General features: G+C 70.9%; 2 protein-coding genes. Both read left to right on the plus strand.

Annotated elements, in window-relative coordinates; all coding sequences use genetic code 11:
- Positions 1-46 precede the first annotated feature (46 nt).
- Positions 47-6685: an SDR family NAD(P)-dependent oxidoreductase gene (locus AC4BEG_RS30115; RefSeq protein WP_490702830.1), complete on the plus strand. Its 6639-nt coding sequence runs from the start codon at positions 47-49 to the stop codon at positions 6683-6685.
- 50 nt (positions 6686-6735) lie between these two features.
- Complete coding sequence (locus tag AC4BEG_RS30120) at positions 6736-22293, plus strand: type I polyketide synthase (RefSeq protein WP_490702831.1); 15558 nt, start codon at positions 6736-6738, stop codon at positions 22291-22293.
- The last annotated feature ends 43 nt before the right edge of the window (positions 22294-22336 follow it).

Consider the following 22336-nt stretch of genomic DNA (forward strand, 5'->3'; position numbering starts at 1 on the left):
ACCGATAGATCCGACCGTCTCGAAATTCCAGCTGGGGTGATGTGTTGTGTCCAATGAGGTACCGAACGAAGAGAAGCTCCGCGAATACCTCAAGCGGGTCACGAACGACCTGCGGCGGACGCGCCGCCGTCTGTCCGAGCTGGAGGACGGCGCGCAGGAGCCCATCGCGATCGTCGGGATGAGCTGCCGGTTCCCCGGCGGCGTCAGCTCGCCGGAGGAGCTGTGGCAGCTGCTGGCGGCCGGAGGTGACGCGATCTCGGAATTCCCGACGGACCGCGGCTGGCCCCTTGAGCAGCTTTTCGACGAGGACCCGGACAACTCCGGCACGAGCTATGTCCGCGAGGGCGGATTCCTGCACGAGGTCACGGAGTTCGACGCGGGATTCTTCGGGATTTCGCCGCGCGAGGCCGTGGCCATGGACCCGCAGCAGCGGCTGACCCTGGAAACCTCCTGGGAGGCCCTGGAGCGGGCGGGCATCTCTCCGCTGTCGCTGCGCGGCAGCCGTACCGGCATCTTCGCCGGTACCAACGGCCAGGACTACATGCAGCTGCTCGCCGCCGCGGAGGAGGACACCGGGGGTTACCTCGGCACCGGCAACGCGGCCAGCGCCATGTCGGGCCGGGTGTCGTACACCCTGGGTCTGGAGGGTCCCGCGGTCACGGTCGACACGGCCTGCTCGTCCTCGCTGGTCGCGCTGCACCTGGCGGCCGAGTCACTGCGGCACGGTGAATGCACCCTGGCACTGGCCGGTGGCGTCACTGTGATGTCCACCCCCGGAGCCTTCATCGAGTTCAGCCGTCAGCGGGGTCTGGCGGCGGACGGCCGCTGCAAGGCGTTCTCGGATTCGGCTGATGGCACGGGGTGGGCCGAGGGTGTCGGCATGCTGGTGCTGGAGCGGCTGTCGGACGCCGAGCGGAACGGTCACCCCGTGCTGGCCGTGGTGCGAGGCAGCGCTATCAACCAGGACGGTGCCAGCAGTGGTCTGACGGCGCCGAACGGTCCCTCGCAGCAGCGCGTGATCCAGCAGGCGCTGGTCAGCGCGCGGCTGTCGGCCGGCCAGGTGGACGCGGTCGAGGCGCATGGCACGGGTACGGCGTTGGGTGACCCGATCGAGGCGCAGGCGCTGCTGGCGACTTATGGGCAGGAGCGTGCCGAGGGTCGTCCGTTGTGGCTGGGTTCGGTGAAGTCGAATCTGGGTCACACGCAGGCTGCTGCGGGTGTTGCCGGGGTCATCAAGATGGTGATGGCGATGCGGCACGGTGTGCTGCCGCAGACCCTGCATGTGGACCAGCCGTCCACGAAGGTGGACTGGTCGGCGGGCGCGGTCGAGCTGCTGACCGAGCAGGTGGCCTGGCCGGAGACCGACGAGCCCCGCCGGGCGGGCGTGTCGGCCTTCGGCGTCAGTGGCACCAACGCCCACGTCATCCTCGAAGGCGCGCCGACGGCGCAGCCCACCGAGACCGGATCGGAGACGGTCCCCACGGTCGTTCCCCTGGTGCTGTCCGCACGCAACGCGGCCGGGCTGAACGCTCAGATGGCACAGCTGGCAACCTTCGTCGGCGACTGGCCCCAGACCGCGCCGGCGGACATGGGGTACTCGCTGGCCACTACCCGGGCCGCTCTCGACCACCGCGCGGTGGTGCTCGGAACGGACCGCGAGCAGCTCATCCACGCGCTGACCGCAGGTGAAGGCGCGGCCGATGTGGTGAGGGGGGTGTCGGGCTCCCCGGGTGGTGTGGTGTTCGTGTTCCCGGGTCAGGGTTCGCAGTGGTTGGGGATGGCGGTGGAGCTGTTGGAGGTTTCGCCGGTGTTCGCTGCTCGGATGGCTGAGTGTGCGGCTGCGTTGGCGCCGTTTACGGACTGGTCGCTGCTTGATGTGGTGCGGGATGGGTCGGGGGTGTGGCTGGAGCGGGTTGATGTGGTCCAGCCGGTGTTGTGGGCGGTGATGGTGTCGTTGGCCGCGGTGTGGGAGTCCCATGGTGTGGAGCCTGCCGCGGTGGTGGGTCATTCGCAGGGTGAGATCGCGGCGGCTTGTGTGGCTGGTGCGCTGACTGTGGAGGATGCTGCTCGGGTTGTTGCTCTGCGGAGTGGGTTGCTGCTGGGTCTGAGTGGTGATGGCGGCATGTTGTCTGTGGCGTTGCCGGTGGAGCGGGTCGCTGAGCGGATCGGTGGGTTCGGTGACTCGGTGTCGGTGGCTGCGGTCAACGGTCCTGGTTCGGTGGTGGTTTCCGGTGAGCGTGTGGTGCTGTTGGAGCTTCAGGCTGGGTGGGAGGCTGAGGGTGTCCGGGCGCGGATGGTGCCGGTGGATTACGCCTCGCATTCGGCGCAGGTGGAGGAGATCGAGGGCCGTCTGCTGGAGGTCCTGGCACCGGTCCAGCCGCACAGTGCCCGTGTTCCGTTCTATTCGTCCGTCACTGGCGCCCGGATCGACACTTCGGGTCTGGATGCGGGGTACTGGTATCGGAATCTGCGGCAGACGGTGGAGTTCGCCAAGGCCATTGCCACGCTGTTGGATGAGGGTCATGGTGCGTTCATCGAGACGAGCGCGCATCCGGTGTTGCTGATGGGTGTGCAGGAGACCGCGGACGCGTCGGACCGCCCGGTCGTCACGATCGGCACCCTGCGCCGTGGTGAGGGCGGGCAGCAGCGGCTGTTGGCTTCCCTGGCGGAGGCGTACACGCAGGGCGTCGAGGTGGACTGGGCGTCGGTGTTCGCGGGTACTGGGGCGCGTCGGGTGGATCTGCCGACGTATCCCTTCCAACGCAAGCGCTACTGGCCGCGTGCCACGTCCACCTCGCTGCGCGACGTGGCGTCCATCGGCATGCGATCGGCCGAACACCCGCTGCTGGGCGCCGGCGTCCGGCTGGCCGACACGGGGGGATTCCTCTTCACCGGCCGACTGTCGCTCCAGTCGCACCCGTGGGTCGCAGACCACGCCGTGGCGGACGCTGTCCTGCTGCCGGGCACGGGCCTGCTGGAACTGGCCGCCCACGCCGGTGACCGGGTCGGTTGCCCAACGGTCGAAGAGCTGACCCTGGAGGCTCCGCTCGTACTGCCCCAAGAGGGCGGCGTCCAGGTGCAGCTGGTGGTCGACGGTCCCGAGGAGCCGGGCGACCCGGACAGCCAGGACGCGTCCCGGGCCATGTATCTCTACTCGCGTCCCGACAACGCCCCGGACGACCAGCCCTGGACCCGGCACGCCAGCGGTCTGCTGGCCCCCGAATCCGCCGACGACACCCGCGCACGCGCGGCCGAGGCCCTGACCTGGCCGCCGGCGGACGCGGAGGCCGTGGAGGTCAGCGGTTGCTACGACGACCTGCGCGAGCGCGGCTACGGCTACGGCCCGGCGTTCCAGGGGCTGCGCCGGGCGTGGCGGCGAGGGGACGAGGTCTTCGCCGAGGTCGCCCTGCCGGAAGGGGTCGCCGACGCCGAGCGGTACGGCATGCACCCCGCGCTGCTCGACGCCGCCCTGCACGCGATCGGCCTCGGTGACGGGCTCAGCGCCGAAGCAGGCAGCGGCCAGGCCCGCCTCCCCTTCTCCTGGCGCGAGGTCTCCCTGCACGCCACCGGCGCCTCGACCCTCCGCGTCCGGCTGTCGCCGGCCGGCGACGACGGGATCGCGCTGGCCGTGGCCGACGGCACCGGCCAGCCGGTCGCCACCGTGGAGGCGTTGACGCTCCGCACCGTGGAGCTGGACCAGCTCACCCCGCCGAGCGCGCACCACGACGCCCTGTTCCGCGTCGACTGGACCACCCTGCCGGCCGGCGAAGCCGCCCCGGGGACGACTCCTGAGGCGAGCCGCTGGGCCGTGGTCGGCGACATCGCCGAGCAGGCGGCCAAGGTCCTCGCCGACGTGAGCCGCTACCCGGACCTGGCGTCCCTGGGAGAAGCCGTCGCCGCGGGCACCACGGTCCCCGAATCGGTGCTGGTCTTCGCCCCGCCGTTCGACGTGGACGGCGGCGAGACCGTCGCCGACGCGGTACGGACCTCCACCCACCGCACCCTCGCGCTGGTGCAGGGATGGCTGGCCGAGGAGCGGTTCGCCTCCTCCCGCCTGGTGCTGGTGACCCATGCGGCGGTGGCCACTGAGCGCGGCGAGCACGTCACCGACCTGGCCAACGCCCCGGCGTGGGGCCTGCTGCGCTCGGCCCAGTCCGAGCACCCGGGACGGTTCGTGCTGCTGGACCTGGACGGCCAGGACAGCTCGTACCCGGTGCTGCCGGCCGCACTCGTGAAGGACGAGCCGCAGTTCGCCATCCGGCGCGGCACCCTGCGCGCACCCCGGCTCGCCCGTGCCACCGCCGGCACCGGAGCACGGTTGTCGCCGCCCGCCGGAGCCGCCGCCTGGCGCCTGGACATCCCGGTCAAGGGAAGCCTGGACAACCTGGCCCTCGTCGAGAACGCGGCGGCCCTGGCACCGCTCACCGAGGGCCAGGTCCGGGTCGCGGTCCGCGCCGCCGGCCTCAACTTCCGGGACGTGGTGCTCGCCCTCGGTGTCGTGCCCAACGAGGAGACCATGGGCAGCGAAGGCGCCGGTGTGGTCCTCGAAGTCGGGCCGGGCGTCACCGACCTGGCCCCGGGCGACCGGGTGATGGGCCTGTTCGTCGGCGGCTTCGGCCCGGTGGCCGTCACCGACCGCAAGGTCATCGCCCGCATGCCCGCCAACTGGTCGTATCTCCAGGCCGCCTCCGTGCCGGTGACCTTCCTGACCGCGTACTACGCCCTCACCGACCTCGCCGACGTGCAGCCGGGCGAGGCGGTGCTCGTCCACGCGGCAGCCGGCGGAGTCGGCACGGCCGCCGTGCAACTGGCGCGCCACCTCGGCGCGGAGGTCTTCGGAACCGCCAGCCCCGGCAAGTGGGACACCTTGCGCTCCCTGGGCCTCGACGACGCGCACATCGCCTCCTCGCGGACCACGGACTTCCAGGACCGGTTCCTGGCCGTCACCGACGGCCGGGGCATGGACGTGGTGCTCGATTCCCTCTCCGGGGAACTCGTCGACGCCTCGCTGCGCCTGCTGCCGCGCGGTGGCCGGTTCCTGGAGATGGGCAAGACCGACATCCGCGACGCCGACGAGGTGGCCGCCCGTCACGAGGGCGTCCGCTACCGGGCGTTCGACCTCGGCGAAGCCGGCCAGCCGCGGATCGGGCAGTTGCTCGAGCAGATCCTGGAGCTCTTCGAACGCGGCGTGCTCAGCCCCCCGCCCGTGACCGCCTGGGACATCCGGCGCGCTCCCGAGGCGTACCGGTTCCTGAGCCAGGCGCGGCACATCGGCAAGGTCGTGCTGACCCTGCCGTCCGCCCCCGCACCCGAGGGCACCGTGCTGATCACCGGCGCCACCGGAACGCTCGGCACCCTGCTCGCCCGCCACCTGGTCACCCGGCACGGTGTACGGAACCTGCTGCTCACCAGCCGCCGCGGACCCGACTCGCCCGGCGCCGGCGAACTGCTGGCCGAGCTCTCCGCCGCCGGCGCCACGGTCAACCTGGTCGCCTGCGACACCGCCGACCGCCAGGCACTGGCCGAGCTGCTGGCATCCGTCCCCGCGGAACACCCGCTGACCGGCGTGGTCCACGCCGCAGGCGTCCTCGACGACGGTGTGGTCGAATCGCTGACCCCGGATCGTCTCGACGTGGTGCTGCGACCGAAGGTCGACGCGGCCGTCAACCTGCACGAGCTGACCCAGCACCTGGACCTCACCTCCTTCGTGCTCTTCTCCTCCGCGGCCTCCACCTTCGGCAGCGCAGGACAGGGCAACTACGCGGCGGCCAACGCCTTCCTCGACGCGCTGGCCCAGCACCGCCGCGCCCGCGGACTGCCCGCCACCTCCGTGGCGTGGGGGCTGTGGGAGCAGGCCAGCGACATGACGGGCCACCTCGGCGCGACCGACCTGACCCGCATCAAGAAGAAGGGCGCCGCCCTGCTCACCTCCGAGCAGGGCCTGGAGCTGTACGACCTCGCCGACGCCTCCGACGAGTCGCTCATGGTCGCCGTCCCGCTCAACACGGCCTCACTGCGCACTCCGGACGGCCAGGTCCCCGCCCTGTTCCGGGCGATCGCCGGCGGCAGCCGACGCCCGCGCCGGGCGGCCACCGGACCGGCGACCGCCGACGGGCCCACCTTCCTGGAACGCCTCACCGCGCTCCCGGCACCGGAGCGCACCGCCGCACTGCTCGACGTGGTGCGGACCCAGGCGGCCGGGGTCCTCGGACACTCCTCCCCGGACCTGATCGAGCCCGACCGGGCCTTCCGGGAACTCGGCTTCGACTCGCTCACCGCCGTCGAATTCCGCAACCGCCTCGGCACGAGCACGGGCAGGCGCTGGCCGGTGACCCTGATCTTCGACTACCCGAACCCCACGGTGCTCGCCGACCACCTGGCGGCCAAGCTGCTCCCCGACGGAGCGGCGGCAGCCGGCGGAACCGCCCAGCCCAGCGGGCACGGACCGGGCCACACCTCGGCCTCGCTCCACGCGGAGCTGGACCGGCTCGAAGCCGCGCTGTCCTCGGCCAACCCCGACGACGCCACGCGTACCGGCGTCGCGGAACGCCTGCAAGCCCTGCTGACGCAGCTCAATGAGTCCGCCACGCCGACTGGTGTCACCAGCTCGGACGACGAATCCGGGAAACCGGTCACCGCAGAGTCGCTGTTCGCCTACATCGACCAGAAGTACGGCACAAGCTGACCGACCCGCTCGACCGCCCTCCTCGACCACTCACACAGGTGACACAACCCATGGACAACGAAGACAAGCTCCTCCAGTACCTCCAGCGGGTCACGGCCGACCTCGACCAGGCGCACGCACGCCTGAAGGAGATCGAGGACATGGCGCAGGAGCCGATCGCCATCGTGGGCATGGGTTGCCGCTACCCGGGCGGCGTCACCTCCCCCGATGAGCTGTGGCAGTTGGTCACTGCCGGTCGGGACGCGATGTCCGCGTTCCCGACCGGCCGCGGGTGGAACCTGGAGGAGCTGTTCGACCCCGACCCGGACCGGCCGGGCACCAGCTACGTCCGCGAGGGCGGCTTCATCCACGACGCGGACGGATTCGACGCGACGTTCTTCGGCATATCGCCGCGTGAGGCACTGGCGATGGACCCGCAGCAGCGGCTGTCGCTGGAGGCCGCCTGGGAGGCGCTGGAGCGGGCCGGCATCACCCCGCAGTCACTGCGCGGCAGCCGGACCGGTGTCTTCGTCGGCTCCAGCGGCCAGGACTACGCCACCCTGCTCAGGCAGTCCGCCGAGGATGTCGAGGGCTACCTGATGACCGGCAACACCCCCAGCGTGGTGTCCGGGCGGGCCTCGTACACCCTGGGCCTGGAAGGGCCCGCGGTCACCGTCGACACTGCCTGCTCGTCCTCGCTGGTCGCCCTGCACCTGGCCTGCCACGCGCTGCGCCAGGGAGAGTGCACGATGGCCCTGGCGGGCGGCGTGTCCGTGATGGCGATCCCGAGCGTGTTCGTCGAGTTCAGCCGGCAGCGTGGCCTGGCCTCTGACGGCCGCTGCAAGTCCTTCGCCGCGGCCGCCGACGGCACCGGCTGGGCCGAGGGCGTCGGCATGCTGGTGCTGGAGCGGCTGTCGGATGCCGAGCGGAACGGCCACCGGGTGCTGGCCGTGGTGCGGGGTTCGGCGGTGAACCAGGACGGCGCGTCGAACGGTCTGACGGCTCCGAACGGTCCCTCGCAGCAGCGCGTGATCCGCCAGGCGCTGGCCAATGCCCGGCTCTCCGCCGGCCAGGTGGACGTCGTCGAGGCGCACGGCACGGGCACCACCCTGGGCGACCCCATCGAGGCCCAGGCCCTGCTGGACACCTACGGTCAGGACCGCCCGCAGGACCGGCCGCTGCTGCTCGGCTCGATCAAGTCCAACTTCGGCCACTCCCAGGCGGCCGCCGGTGTGGCGGGCGTCATCAAGATGGTGATGGCGATGCGGCACGGCGTGCTGCCGCAGACCCTGCACGTCGACGAGCCGTCGCCGCACATCGACTGGTCGGCCGGCGCCGTCGAGCTGCTGACCGAGCAGGTGGCATGGCCGGAGACCGACCAGCCCCGCCGGGCCGGCGTCTCCTCCTTCGGCGTCAGCGGCACCAACGCCCACGTCATCCTCGAAACGGTCCCGACGGCCCCCGAGCCGCAGCAGCCGGCCGACGCGCAGAAGACGCCCACGCCGCTCGGCGACGCCCCCCCGGTCCTGCCGTGGGTGCTCTCCGCCCGGAGCACCGACGCGCTCTGCGCCCAGGCCCGTAACCTCGCCGCCCATCTGGCCTCCTCGCCCGCCCTGTCCCTCGCCGACGTGGGCCTTTCCCTGGCGACCACCCGGACCGCATTCGAGTACCGGGCCGCCGTGGTGGCCTCGGACCACGAGGAGTTCCGCGCCGCCCTTGAGGCGCTGGCCGCCGGCGAGACCCCGGCCGGCACGGTCCAGGGCGCGGTGTCCCCCGGCAAGCTCGCGGTGCTGTTCACCGGCCAGGGAGCCCAGCGGCTCGGCATGGGCCGGGAACTGTACGAGCGTTTCCAGGTGTTCGCGGAGGCATTCGACGCGGTCTGCGCGGAGCTGGACCGGTTCCTCGCGCAGCCGCTGCGCGAGGTGATCTTTGGATCCGACGCCGAGCTGCTGGACCAGACCGGAAACACCCAGCCCGCCCTGTTCGCCATCGAGGTCGCCCTCTTCCGGCTGGCCGAATCGTGGGGAATCCGCCCCGACTTCGTGGCCGGACACTCCATCGGTGAGCTGTCGGCCGCACACGTGGCCGGTGTGCTCTCGCTGAAGGACGCGGCGACCCTGGTGGCCGCCCGCGCCCGCCTGATGCAGGGCCTCCCGCAGGGCGGTGCGATGGTCTCCATCGCCGCCCCCGAGAAGGACGTCCGGTCGGCGCTTGAGGGTGTTGCCGGAGTGTCGGTGGCGGCGGTCAACGGCCCTGCTTCCGTGGTGATCTCCGGCGACGCCGACACCGTGGCGCGTATCAGCGAGGGCTTCGGCGCCGACGGGGTGAAGACCAAGCAGCTGCGGGTCAGCCACGCTTTCCACTCGTCGTACATGGACGCGATGCTCGCGGACTTCCGCCGGTTCGCCGACATCCTCACCTACCACGCGCCCCGCATCCCCGTTGTCTCCAATGTCACCGGAAAGATCGCGACGGCGGAGGAGCTGTGCTCGGCGGAGTACTGGGTCCGGCATGTGCGCGAGGCCGTGCGCTTCGCCGACGGCATCCGCACCTTGGAGGCCCAGGGCGTGACCCGATTCCTGGAACTGGGCCCGGACGGGACCCTCTCCGCCATGGTCCGCGACTGCCTCACCGAGGGCTCCGAGGCCGCGCTCGTCCCCGCCCTGCGCCGCAACCGGCCCGAGGAGCGTTCGCTCCTCACCGCCCTCGGCCGACTGCACGTCCACGGCGTCCCGGCCGACTGGGAAGCCGTCTTCGCCGGTACCGGCGCGCGCCGCGTCGAGCTGCCCACCTACGCCTTCCAGCGCCGGCAGTACTGGCCCAAGCCCTCCGCCACCCAGGCCGGTGACGTCTCGGCGGCCGGCCTGACACGGGCCGAGCACCCGCTGCTGGGCGCCGCCGTCGGCCTGGCCGACGGTGACGGCTACCTGTTCACCGGACGTCTCAGCGTCGAGACACACCCCTGGCTCGCCGACCACATGATCGGCGGCGCGGTCGTCGTCCCGGGAACGGCGATCCTCGAACTCGCCGTACGAGCCGGGGACCAGGCCGGTTGCGACCGAGTCGACGAGCTGACCCTGGAAGCCCCGCTGGTCCTGCCGGAGCACGGCGCGGTGCAGCTCCAGATTTCGGTCGGCGCCCCCGACGACTCCGGGCGCCACCCGTTCAACCTCTACTCCCGGCAGGCGACTGCCGAAGCCGACGGCCCCTGGACCCACCACGCGGGCGGCGTCCTCGCGGCCGCCAAGCGGGGAACCCCCGCCACGGACCTCGAAGCCTGGCCCCCGGCAGACGCCACCGAGGCCGACATAGGCGGCGTCTACGAACGCCTCGCCGAGAACGGCACCGTGTACGGCCCCACTTTCCGCGGACTGCGGCGGGTGTGGCGGCGCGGTGAGGATGTCTTCGCCGAAGTGGCCCTCCCGGAGGGCGCCGAGACCGACGCACCTCTCTTCGGCCTGCACCCCGCGCTCCTCGACGCCGCTCTCCACTCGGTAGGCATTGGCGACGGCCTGCTCGTCCAGGACACGGGCGGCGCCCGCCTCCCGTTCGCCTGGACCGGAGTGTCGCTCCACGCCACCGGCGCCACCTCCCTACGGGTACGTCTGCGGTCCGTCGGCACGGACACACTCTCGATCGAAGCGGCCGACGCCCGCGGCGCCCTCCTGGCCTCCGTCGAGTCCCTGGTGCTGCGTCCGGTCGCCCCCGAGGACCTCGCCTCCACCCCGCAGCAGCAGTCGCTCTACCGGGTGGATTGGCAGTCGCTGTCGGTGGCTGAGGCTGGTGTGGGTGCTGCTGGTTGGGCGGTGCTGGGTTCGGAGGATTCTGGTCTGCCGGCGTCGTTGGGCGTGGGTGAGGTCGTTTCGGATCTTGCTTCGCTGGGTGCTGGTGGTGTGGTGCCGGATGTGGTGCTGGTGCCGTGCTTGTCCGGTGGGTCCAGTGCTGCGGATGTACGTGGTGCGACGGGTCGTGTTCTGGGGCTGGTGCAGGAGTGGCTGGGGGATGAGCGGTTCGCCGCGTCGCGTCTGGTGTTGGTGACCCGCGGCGCCGTTGCCACGGGTGGCGGTGAGGGTGTTGCGGATCTGGCGCATGCCGCGGTGTGGGGTCTGGTGCGTTCCGCGCAGTCGGAGAATCCGGACCGGTTCGTTCTGGTCGATGTGGACGAGGGTGCTGATGCGGCGACCGTCCTGCCGTCTGTTGTTGGTTCGGGTGAGTCGCAGGTGGCGGTGCGGGCGGGTGTGGTGCGTGTGCCGCGTCTGGCGCGTGCGGCGGTCTCCGCGCCGGCCGATTCGGGTCCCGTCTGGGATGTGGATGGCACGGTTTTGGTGACGGGTGGCACGGGTGCTCTGGGTGCGTTGGTGGCCCGGCATCTGGTGGCTGAGCATGGTGTTCGGCATCTGTTGCTGACCAGTCGCCGGGGTGTGGAGGCTCCGGGCGCGGTCGGGCTGCGTGATGAGCTGGTCGGGCTGGGTGCTCGGGTGACGGTCGTGGCTTGTGACGCGGCTGATCGTGAGGCGCTGGCCGGGCTGCTGGGCACGATCCCTGCCGAGTATCCGCTGACGGGTGTTGTTCACACGGCGGGTGTGCTGGATGACGGTGTGATGGAGTCGTTGTCGCTGGAGCGGTTGGAGACGGTGCTGCGTCCGAAGGTGGATGCCGCGCTGAATCTGCACGAGTTGACTCGTGACCTCGACCTGTCCGCGTTCGTGCTCTTCTCCTCGGCGGCCGGGCTTCTCGGCGCGTCGGGTCAGGGCAACTACGCGGCGGCGAATGCGTTCTTGGACGCGTTGGCTGAGCGGCGTCGTGCGGAGGGTCTGGTGGGGCAGTCGCTCGCCTGGGGCCTGTGGGCCCAGGCCGGTGGCATGACCGGTGGTCTGTCGGAGGCGGATGTCTCGCGTATGACGCGTGCGGGTCTGCGTCCGTTGTCGGAGTCCGATGGTCTGGCGCTGCTGGACGCGGCACGAGCGGCGGGCGATGCCACACTGGCTCCGATCCACCTGGACCCGGCCGGCTTCGCAACGCAGCCCGGGCTGCCCGCGGTTCTCCGTTCCCTGGTCCGTACCCCGGCACGCCGCACCGCACACGCCGGTGCTGGTGCGAGCACGGGCGGGGACGACGCCGAGAAGCTGATGCGGCGACTGGCACAGGCATCCGCCGCGGAGCGGGATCGGGTGCTGCTCGACCTGGTCCGTACGCGAGCGGCGGCCGTGCTCGGCCACACCGAAGCGGACGCCATCCCCGCTCGTCTGGGCTTCCTGGACGCGGGCTTCGACTCGCTCACTGCGGTAGAACTGCGCAATGCGCTGGGCTCCGCCACAGGCCTGCGGCTGCCCCCGACGCTGCTGTTCGACTACCCGACGCCGATTGCCCTCGCGGAGCATCTGCGTGAGGAGTTGGTCGGCGAGGCCCGGGGTCCGCTGCTTCCGATCCCGTCGGAGTCGACCGGCACTGATGACGACCTGATCGCCATCGTGGGGATGAGCTGCCGCTATCCGGGCGGCGTCACCTCGCCGGAGGAGCTGTGGGAGCTGCTGGCAGCCGGCGGGGACGGGATCTCGGAGTTCCCGTCCGACCGCGGTTGGCAGATCGACCGCCTCTTCGACGCGGACCCGGACCGCACCGGCACGAGCTATGTGCGTGAGGGCGGGTTCCTGCACGACGCGACCGAGTTCGACGCCGGGTTCTTCGGGATCTCGCCGCGTGAGGCGCTGGCGATGGACCCGCAGCAGCGGCTGCTGCTGGAGACCTCCTGGGAGGCGCTGGAGCGCGCCGGTATCGATCCGCTGTCGGTGCGCGGCAGCCGTACCGGTGTCTTCGCGGGCGTGATGTACCACGACTACGGCGCGCGGCTCCATGAGGTGCCCGAAGGGCTTGAGGGCTTCCTCGGAAACGGCAGCGCCAGCAGTGTGGTGTCGGGCCGGGTGTCGTACACCCTGGGTCTGGAGGGTCCCGCGCTCACGGTCGACACCGCGTGCTCGTCTTCGCTGGTCACCCTGCATCTGGCCTGCCAGGCCCTTCGGCAGGGCGAATGCACCCTGGCGCTGGCCGGTGGCGTCACCGTGATGTCGACACCGGGTGTCTTCGTGGAGTTCAGCCGTCAGCGGGGTCTGGCGGCGGACGGCCGTTGCAAGTCCTTCTCGGATTCGGCTGATGGCACGGGGTGGGCCGAGGGTGTCGGCATGCTGGTGCTGGAGCGGCTGTCGGACGCTGAGCGGAACGGTCATCAGGTGCTGGCCGTGGTGCGGGGTTCGGCGGTGAACCAGGATGGTGCCAGCAGTGGTCTGACGGCTCCGAACGGTCCGTCGCAGCAGCGGGTGATCCAGCAGGCGCTGGCCGGCGCCCGGGTCTCCGCCGATCAGGTGGACGTGGTCGAGGCGCATGGCACGGGCACCACGCTGGGTGACCCGATCGAGGCGCAGGCGCTGCTGGCGACGTACGGGCAGGGTCGTCCCGACGACCGTCCGTTGTGGCTGGGTTCGGTGAAGTCGAATCTGGGTCACACGCAGGCCGCTGCGGGTGTTGCCGGGGTCATCAAGATGGTGATGGCGATGCGGCACGGTGTGCTGCCGCAGACCCTGCATGTGGACCAGCCGTCCACGAAGGTGGACTGGTCGGCGGGTGCCGTGCGGCTGCTGACCGAGCAGGTGGCCTGGCCCGAGACGGGTCGGCCGCGCCGGGCGGGCGTCTCGTCCTTCGGCGTCAGTGGCACCAACGCCCACGTCATCCTGGAAGGTGTTGCGGTTGTCGAGCGGTCCGAGGACGCGGCTGCCCCGGCTGCCGGCAGTGCTGCCGTGGTGCCGTGGGTGTTGTCGGCGCGGAGTGTGGAGGCGTTGCGGGCGCAGGCCCGGCAGTTGGCTGCCTTCGTTGAGGACCGGCCGCAGTTGGACCTGGTGGAGGCCGGGTTCTCGCTGGCGACCGGCCGGGCGAGCCTGGAGCACCGCGCGGTGGTGCTCGGAACGGACCGCGAAGGACTCGCTCGCGGGCTGACCGCTCTCGTCAACGACCAGGCCACCGTCCAGGCCGTCCGGGGGGTGTCGGGCTCCCCGGGTGGTGTGGTGTTCGTGTTCCCGGGTCAGGGTTCGCAGTGGTTGGGGATGGCGGTGGAGCTGTTGGAGGTTTCGCCGGTGTTCGCTGCTCGGATGGCTGAGTGTGCGGCTGCGTTGGCGCCGTTTACGGACTGGTCGCTGCTTGATGTGGTGCGGGATGGGTCGGGGGTGTGGCTGGAGCGGGTTGATGTGGTCCAGCCGGTGTTGTGGGCGGTGATGGTGTCGTTGGCCGCGGTGTGGGAGTCCCATGGTGTGGAGCCTGCCGCGGTGGTGGGTCATTCGCAGGGTGAGATCGCGGCGGCTTGTGTGGCTGGTGCGCTGACTGTGGAGGATGCTGCTCGGGTTGTTGCTCTGCGGAGTGGGTTGCTGCTGGGTCTGAGTGGTGATGGCGGCATGTTGTCTGTGGCGTTGCCGGTGGAGCGGGTCGCTGAGCGGATCGGTGGGTTCGGTGACTCGGTGTCGGTGGCTGCGGTCAACGGTCCTGGTTCGGTGGTGGTTTCCGGTGAGCGTGTGGTGCTGTTGGAGCTTCAGGCTGGGTGGGAGGCTGAGGGTGTCCGGGCGCGGATGGTGCCGGTGGATTACGCCTCGCATTCGGCGCAGGTGGAGGAGATCGAGGGCCGTCTGCTGGAGGCCCTGGCACCGGTCCAGCCGCACAGTGCCCGTGTTCCGTTCTATTCGTCCGTCACTGGCGCCCGGATCGACACTTCGGGTCTGGATGCCGCGTACTGGTATCGGAATCTGCGGCAGACGGTGGAGTTCGCCAAGGCCACCGCGACCCTGCTGGATGAGGGTCATGGTGCGTTCATCGAGACGAGCGCGCACCCGGTGCTGTTGATGGGCGTGCAGGAGACCGCGGACGCGTCGGACCGCCCGGTCGTCACGATCGGCACCCTGCGCCGTGGTGAGGGCGGGCAGCAGCGGCTGTTGGCTTCCCTGGCGGAGGCGTACACGCAGGGCGTCGAGGTGGACTGGGCGTCGGTGTTCGCGGGTACTGGGGCGCGTCGGGTGGATCTGCCGACGTATCCCTTCCAACGCAAGCGCTACTGGCTCGACGCAGCACCCGGTGCGGGGGACATCGGTTCGGCGGGGCTGACCCCGGCCGACCACCCGCTTCTGGGCGCCGCCATCGGCCTTGCCGATGCGGACACGTATCTGTTCACAGGACGCCTGTCGCTGCACACGCACGCCTGGCTCGCTGACCACGCGGTGATGGACACCGTGCTGCTGCCTGGCACCGCCTTCGTGGAGTTGTCGGTCCGTGCGGGCGACGAGGTCGGTGGGGCACGCGTCGAGGAGCTGACGCTCGAAGCACCGTTGACGCTCCCGGAACAGGGCTGGGCCCGTCTGCAACTCGTCGTCGGCGCAGCCGATGAAGCGGGCCGACGCTCGCTGACCATCCACTCACGTGTCGAGGGTGAGGCCGCTCTGGCCGACGACCAGGTGTGGACGCGCCACGCCAGCGGTGTCCTCTCCGGCGACGTGAAGCCGGCCTCCTTCGACCTCGAAGCATGGCCTCCGGCCGATGCCGTGGAGGTCGCCGCCGATGACGCCTACAAGCGCTTCGCCGCGGCCGGCTATGTGTACGGCGACATCTTCCAGGGCCTGCGGCGGGCATGGCGCCGCGGCGACGACATCTTCGCCGAGCTCGCCCTGCCCGAGCACGCGGTGGCGGAAGCAGGCCGGTTCGGTCTGCACCCCGCCCTGCTCGACTCCGCGCTGCACGCCTTCGCGCTGGAGAACTCCGAAGAGGCGCGGCTGCCGTTCGAGTGGCGAGGAGTCTCCCTGCACGCCTCCGGCGCCTCGGTCCTGCGGGTACGCATCTCGCCGGCCGATGACGGAGCGGTGTCGCTGGCGGTCGCGGACGGCACCGGCGCTCCGGTGGCATCCGTCGACGCGCTGTCCCTGCGGCCGGTTTCCAGGGAGCAGCTCGATGGCGCACGGCGCGGATCCGAACTCCCTCTGTTCCGGGTGGATTGGCAGTCGCTGTCGGCGTCGCTGTCGGTGGCTGAGGCTGGTGTGGGTGCTGCTGGTTGGGCGGTGCTGGGTTCGGAGGATTCTGGTCTGCCGGCGTCGTTGGGCGTGGGTGGGGTCGTTTCGGATCTTGCTTCGCTGGGTGCTGGTGGTGTGGTGCCGGATGTGGTGCTGGTGCCGTGCTTGTCCGGTGGGTCCAGTGCTGCGGATGTACGTGGTGCGACGGGTCGTGTTCTGGGGCTGGTGCAGGAGTGGCTGGGGGATGAGCGGTTCGCCGCGTCGCGTCTGGTGTTGGTGACTCGTGGTGCGGTTGCCACGGGTGGCGGTGAGGGTGTTGCGGATCTGGCGCATGCCGCGGTGTGGGGTCTGGTGCGTTCCGCGCAGTCGGAGAATCCGGACCGGTTCGTTCTGGTCGATGTGGACGAGGGTGCTGATGCGGCGACCGTCCTGCCGTCTGTTGTTGGTTCGGGTGAGTCGCAGGTGGCGGTGCGGGCGGGTGTGGTGCGTGTGCCGCGTCTGGCGCGTGCGGCGGTCTCCGCGCCGGCCGATTCGGGTCCCGTCTGGGATGTGGATGGCACGGTTTTGGTGACGGGTGGCACGGGTGCTCTGGGTGCGTTGGTGGCCCGGCATCTGGTGGCTGAGCATGGTGTTCGGCATCTGTTGCTGACCAGTCGCCGGGGTGTGGAGGCTCCGGGCGCGGTCGGGCTGCGTGATGAGCTGGTCGGGCTGGGTGCTCGGGTGACGGTCGTGGCTTGTGACGCGGCTGATCGTGAGGCGCTGGCCGGGCTGCTGGGCACGATCCCTGCCGAGTATCCGCTGACGGGTGTTGTTCACACGGCGGGTGTGCTGGATGACGGTGTGATGGAGTCGTTGTCGCTGGAGCGGTTGGAGACGGTGCTGCGTCCGAAGGTGGATGCCGCGTTGAATCTGCACGAGTTGACTCGTGACCTCGACCTGTCCGCGTTCGTGCTCTTCTCCTCGGCGGCCGGGCTTCTCGGCGCGTCGGGTCAGGGCAACTACGCGGCGGCGAATGCGTTCTTGGACGCGTTGGCTGAGCGGCGTCGTGCGGAGGGTCTGGTGGGGCAGTCGCTCGCCTGGGGCCTGTGGGCCCAGGCCAGTGGCATGACTGGCGACCTCGACGACGAGGATCTGCGGCGCCTGACCCGTATGGGACTGAGTCCGCTCTCCACCGAGCAGGGCCTGGCATTGTTCGACGGTGCTTGCACGACCGACGAGGCCGTGGTCGCGCCGGTGCGCCTCGACACCGCGGCGCTTCGCGCCCAGGCCGGTGCCGTCGGCCTGCCCGCACTGCTGCGTGGGCTGGTTCGCGAACCGGCCCGGCGCAGTGCCGCGTCCGCAGCGGGAGCGCAGGCCGGTGCTTCGGCGCTCCGGCAGCAGCTGGCGGGCCTCTCCGGTACTGAGGCGCACCGCGTCCTGCTGGATATGGTCCGGACGAACGCGGCGGCCGTCCTCGGCCATGCGTCCGGCGGAGGCATCGAGCAGACGCGGGCCTTCCGTGAGCTGGGCTTCGACTCGCTGACCGCCGTCGAACTGCGTAACCGGCTCAACGCCGTCACCGGGCTGCGCCTGCCCGCCACGATGGTCTTCGACTACCCGACGCCGGAGGCCTTGGTCGACTTCCTCCAGGGCGAGCTGCTGGAATCCGCGCGGGTATCCGGCCCGGCGACGCCGGCTACGGTCGCCGCCACCACCGACGACGACCTGATCGCGATCGTCGGCATGGGTTGCCGCTACCCGGGCGGGGTCACCTCCCCGGAGGACCTGTGGCGGCTCGTGTCGGCCGGTGGAGACGCGGTCTCCGCCTTCCCCACGGACCGTGGCTGGGTGCTGGACGGCCTGCACGACCCCGACCGCCAGCGGCACGGGACCTCGACCACGCTCAGTGGCGGATTCCTCTACGACGCGGCGGACTTCGACGCGGAGTTCTTCGGGATCTCGCCGCGTGAGGCACTGGCGATGGACCCGCAGCAGCGGCTGCTCCTGGAAACCTCGTGGGAGGCGTTCGAGCGCGCCGGTATCGATCCGCTGTCGGTGCGCGGCAGCCGTACCGGTGTCTTCGCGGGCGTGATGTACCACGACTACGGCGCGCGGCTGACCTCGGTCCCCGACGGTGTCGAGGGCTACGTCGGCAACGGCAGTGCCGGCAGTGTGGCCACCGGCCGGGTGGCGTACACGCTGGGGCTTGAGGGTCCGGCGGTGACGGTGGACACGGCGTGTTCGTCGTCGCTGGTGGCCCTGCATCTGGCGGCGCAGTCGCTGCGTCAGGGTGAGTGCTCGATGGCGCTAGTCGGTGGTGTGACCGTGCTGTCGACGCCGGACGTGTTCGTTGAGTTCAGCCGCCAGCGGGGCCTGGCCGCAGATGGCCGCTGCAAGGCGTTCGCCGGTGCGGCGGATGGCACCGGCTGGGCCGAGGGCGCGGGCATGCTGCTCATCGAGCGGCTCTCCGACGCCCAGCGGAACGGTCACCCCGTGCTGGCCGTCGTCCGAGGCAGCGCTATCAACCAGGACGGTGCCTCGAATGGTCTGACGGCGCCGAACGGTCCCTCGCAGCAGCGCGTGATCCAGCAGGCGCTGGCCAGCGCCCGGCTCTCCGCCGACCAGGTGGACGCGGTCGAGGCGCACGGCACGGGCACCACGCTGGGCGACCCGATCGAGGCGCAGGCGCTGCTGGCGACGTACGGCCAGAACCGCGCTGACGACCGTCCGCTGTGGCTGGGCTCGGTGAAGTCGAACATCGGCCACACCCAGGCGGCGGCTGGTGTCGCCGGGATCATCAAGATGGTGATGGCGATGCGGCACGGTGTGCTGCCGCAGACCCTGCACGTCGATGAGCCGTCGCCGCATGTGGACTGGACGGCGGGCGCGGTGGAGCTGCTGACCGAGCAGATCGCCTGGCCCGAGACGGGCCGGCCCCGCCGGGTGGGCGTGTCCTCCTTCGGCGTCAGCGGCACCAACGCCCACGTCATTTTGGAAGGTGTTGCGGCTGTCGAGCGGTCCGAGGACGCGGCTGCCCCGGTTGCTGACAGCGGTGCCGTGGTGCCGTGGGTGTTGTCGGCGCGGAGTGTGGAGGCGTTGCGGGCGCAGGCCCGGCAGTTGGCTGCCTTCGTTGTGGACCGGACCGAGCTGGGTTTGGTGGATGTTGGTTATTCGCTGGTGACGAGCCGGTCGGTGTTCCGGCACTGTTCGGTGGTCCTCGCCGAAACTCGCGAGTCCGCGCTGCGTTCCCTGGCCGCGCTTGCTGAGGGCAGTGATATCCCTGGCGTGGTCCGTGCCGAGGCGAACGCCTCTGGTGGCGGCGCTGTGTTCGTCTTCCCTGGTGGGGGCTGGCAGTGGGTGGGTATGGCGGTGGAGCTGTTGGAGGCTTCGCCGGTGTTCGCTGCCCGGATGGCTGAGTGTGCGGCTGCGTTGGCGCCGTTTACGGACTGGTCTTTGCTTGATGTGGTGCGGGATGAGTCGGGGGAGTGGCTGGAGCGGGTCGATGTGGTCCAGCCTGTCATGTGGGCGATCATGGTGTCGCTGGCCGCGGTGTGGCAGTCGCATGGTGTGGAGCCGGCTGCTGTGGTGGGTCACTCGCAGGGTGAGATCGCCGCGGCTTGTGTGGCCGGTGCGCTCAGTCTGGAGGACAGCGCGCGGATCGTGGCGCTTCGGGGTCGGTTGCTGACGGATCTGCCCGGTGACGGTGTGATGTTGTCGGTGGCGTTGCCGTTGGAGCAGGTGGCGGAGCGGGTCGAGGAGTTCGGCGGTGCGGTGTCGGTGGCGGCGGTGAACGGTCCGGGTTCGGTGGTCGTCTCTGGTGACCGTGAGGTGCTGCAGGCTCTGCAGGTTGAGTGGAAGGCTGCTGGGGCTCGGACGAGTTCGGTTCCGATGGGTTATGCCTCGCATTCGGCGCAGGTGGAGCCGATCGAGGACCGCATGTTGGAGGTCCTGGCGCCGGTTCGGCCGCGTAGTGCCCGTATCCCGTTCTATTCGTCCGTCACCGGTGCCCGGATCGACACCTCGGGTCTGGATGCGGGGTACTGGTATCGGAATCTGCGGCAGACGGTGGAGTTCGCCGAGGCCATTGCCACGCTGTTGGATGAGGGGCATGGCGCGTTCATCGAGACGAGTGCGCACCCGGTGCTGTTGACGGGCGTGCAGGAGTCGGCGGAGAGTGCCGACCGGCCGGTGGTGACCATCGGTACTCTGCGCCGTGGTGAGGGCGGTCGGGAGCGGCTGCTCACCTCGTTGGCCGAGGCGCACGCGCGCGGAGTCAATGTGGATTGGGCGTCGCTGTTCAGTGACAGTGGGGCGCGTCGGGTCGACCTGCCCACCTACCCCTTCCAGCGCGAGCGCTACTGGCTCGACGCTTCCGCTCCGGTGCCGGAGTCCGTCGCCGGGCAGAGCGCGGGGGTCGCGGAGACCCGTTTCTGGGAGGCGGTCGAGAGTGAGGACGTCGCCGCGGTCGCCGGCACGCTGGCCATCGACAGCGCCGACGCGCAGTCCACGCTGAGCCCGCTGGTGCACGCCCTGTCGTCCTGGCGGCGGCGCCACCGCGAGCAGGAAGTGGCGGACTCCTGGCGGTACCGCACCACATGGCAGCCGCTCGCCGGCACACCGAACGGTGCGCTGTCCGGGACCTGGCTCGTGGTGACGACGACCGGTCACCAGGACGACGGAACCGTCAGCGGCGCCATCGAGGCGCTGACCACGCACGGCGTCCGCGTCGTCACGGCCGAACTGAGCGAAGCCGACCTCGATCGCGCGGCTCTGGCCGAGCGTCTGATCGGCCTGGTCCCGGGCGGCGAGGAGGACGACACGGAACCGTTCGACGGCGAGGTGTCCGCCTTCACCGGCGTGCTGTCGATGCTGGCGCTCGCCGAGCAGCCGCTGAAGGAGCACCAGGACACTCCGGCCGGCTTCGCACTGACCGTGGCGCTCCTCCAGGCGCTCGGCGACGCGGGGATCGAGGCGCCGCTGTGGTGCGCGACGCGAGGCGCCGTCGGCGTCAGCCCGGCCGACCCGGTCACCAGCCCTGCCCAGGCACTGGTCTGGGGCTTCGGCCGGGTCGCCGGTCTGGAGCACCCCGAGCAGTGGGTCGGCCTGGTCGACCTGCCGGAGACGCTGGACGAGCGGAGCCGGTCCCTGCTGCGCGGGGTGCTGGCCGGAAGGGACGACGAGGACCAGCTCGCGGTCCGTACGTCCGGGGTGTTCGGCCGCCGGCTGGAGCGGGCCCCGCTGGGCGCGGCCCCGGCGGTGGGGGACTGGCAGCCCTCCGGCACGGTGCTGATCACCGGTGGCACCGGCGCGCTGGGCGCCCACACCGCACGCTGGCTGGCCCATGCGGGCGCCGAGCACCTGCTGCTGGTCAGCAGGCGCGGCCCCGACGCACCCGGGGTCGCGGAGCTGGAGGCCGAGCTCGCCGAGAGCGGCACCCGCGTCACCGTGGCCCGTTGCGACGTCACCGACCGGGAAGCCCTCGCGCGGCTCCTCGACTCGGTGCCCGCCGAGCACCCGCTCACCGCGGTGGTGCACACGGCGGCGGTTCTGGACGACAGCATGGTGGACTCGCTGACGCCGGAGCAGCTGGACCGGGCCCTGCGGGTGAAGGTGGGCGGTGCGCTGCACCTGCACGAACTCACCCGGGACATGGACCTGTCCGCGTTTGTGCTCTTCTCCTCGGTGGCCGGCACCATTGGTGCCTCGGGACAGGGGAACTACGCGCCCGGAAACGCCTACCTGGACGCGCTGGCGCACCACCGCCGCAGTTGCGGACTGCCGGCCACCTCGGTGGCCTGGGGCGCCTGGGACGGCGACGGCATGGCCGAGGGCTCGTTCGGCGAGCTGCTGGACCGGCATGGGCTGCCCGCGATGGACCCCGGTCTCACCACGGCCGCCCTGCGGCGGGCCCTGGACCACGACGACACCTGCGTCATGATCGCCGACGTCTCCTGGGAACGCTTCTCCGTCGCCCTGACCGCCAGTCGGCCGAACCCGTTCATCAGCGGCATCGAGGAAGTGCGCCGACTGCGCGGCTCCGGAACCGACGCCGGTGCCGGCGCCGAAGCGGCGGCGCAGGTGCCGGAGCTGGTGGCGCAGTTGGCCGACACCGCGGCGGAACAGCGACGTCAGCTGCTGGTCGAAGCGGTGCGCGCCCAGGCGGCCGCCGTACTCAGATACACCTCGCAGAGGGCCATCCGAAGCGACCGGGCCTTCCGCGAGCTCGGGCTCGACTCGGTCACCGCCGTCGAACTGCGCAACCGGCTCGGTGCCCTCACCGGCCTGCGCCTGCCGACCGGCCTGGTCTTCGACTACCCGAACCCCGAGGCCGTGGCCGACTACCTCTTGCAGGAACTCGACCCGGAGGCGGGAGAGGGCGGCGAGGCATCGTCCGCCTCGGCCCTCGAGGAGTTCGAGAAGCTGGAGACCACGCTCCTGGAGATGGAACCCGACAGCTCCGTGCGCACCCGGATCATGATGCGCATGCAGGCGCTGGTCTCGCAGTGGCGGGAGCCGGGCGACCTGGAGTCCGGGCCGAGTGAGACCGACGACCTCCAGTCGGCCACGGATGACGAGATGTTCGACCTGCTCAGCAAGAAGTTCGGAATTTCTTGACCTCACCGCTCCCTTCTGCTGTGACGTGTCGAGTTCCCAAGTA

The organism is Streptomyces sp. JLBJ103 (assembly GCF_058215575.1).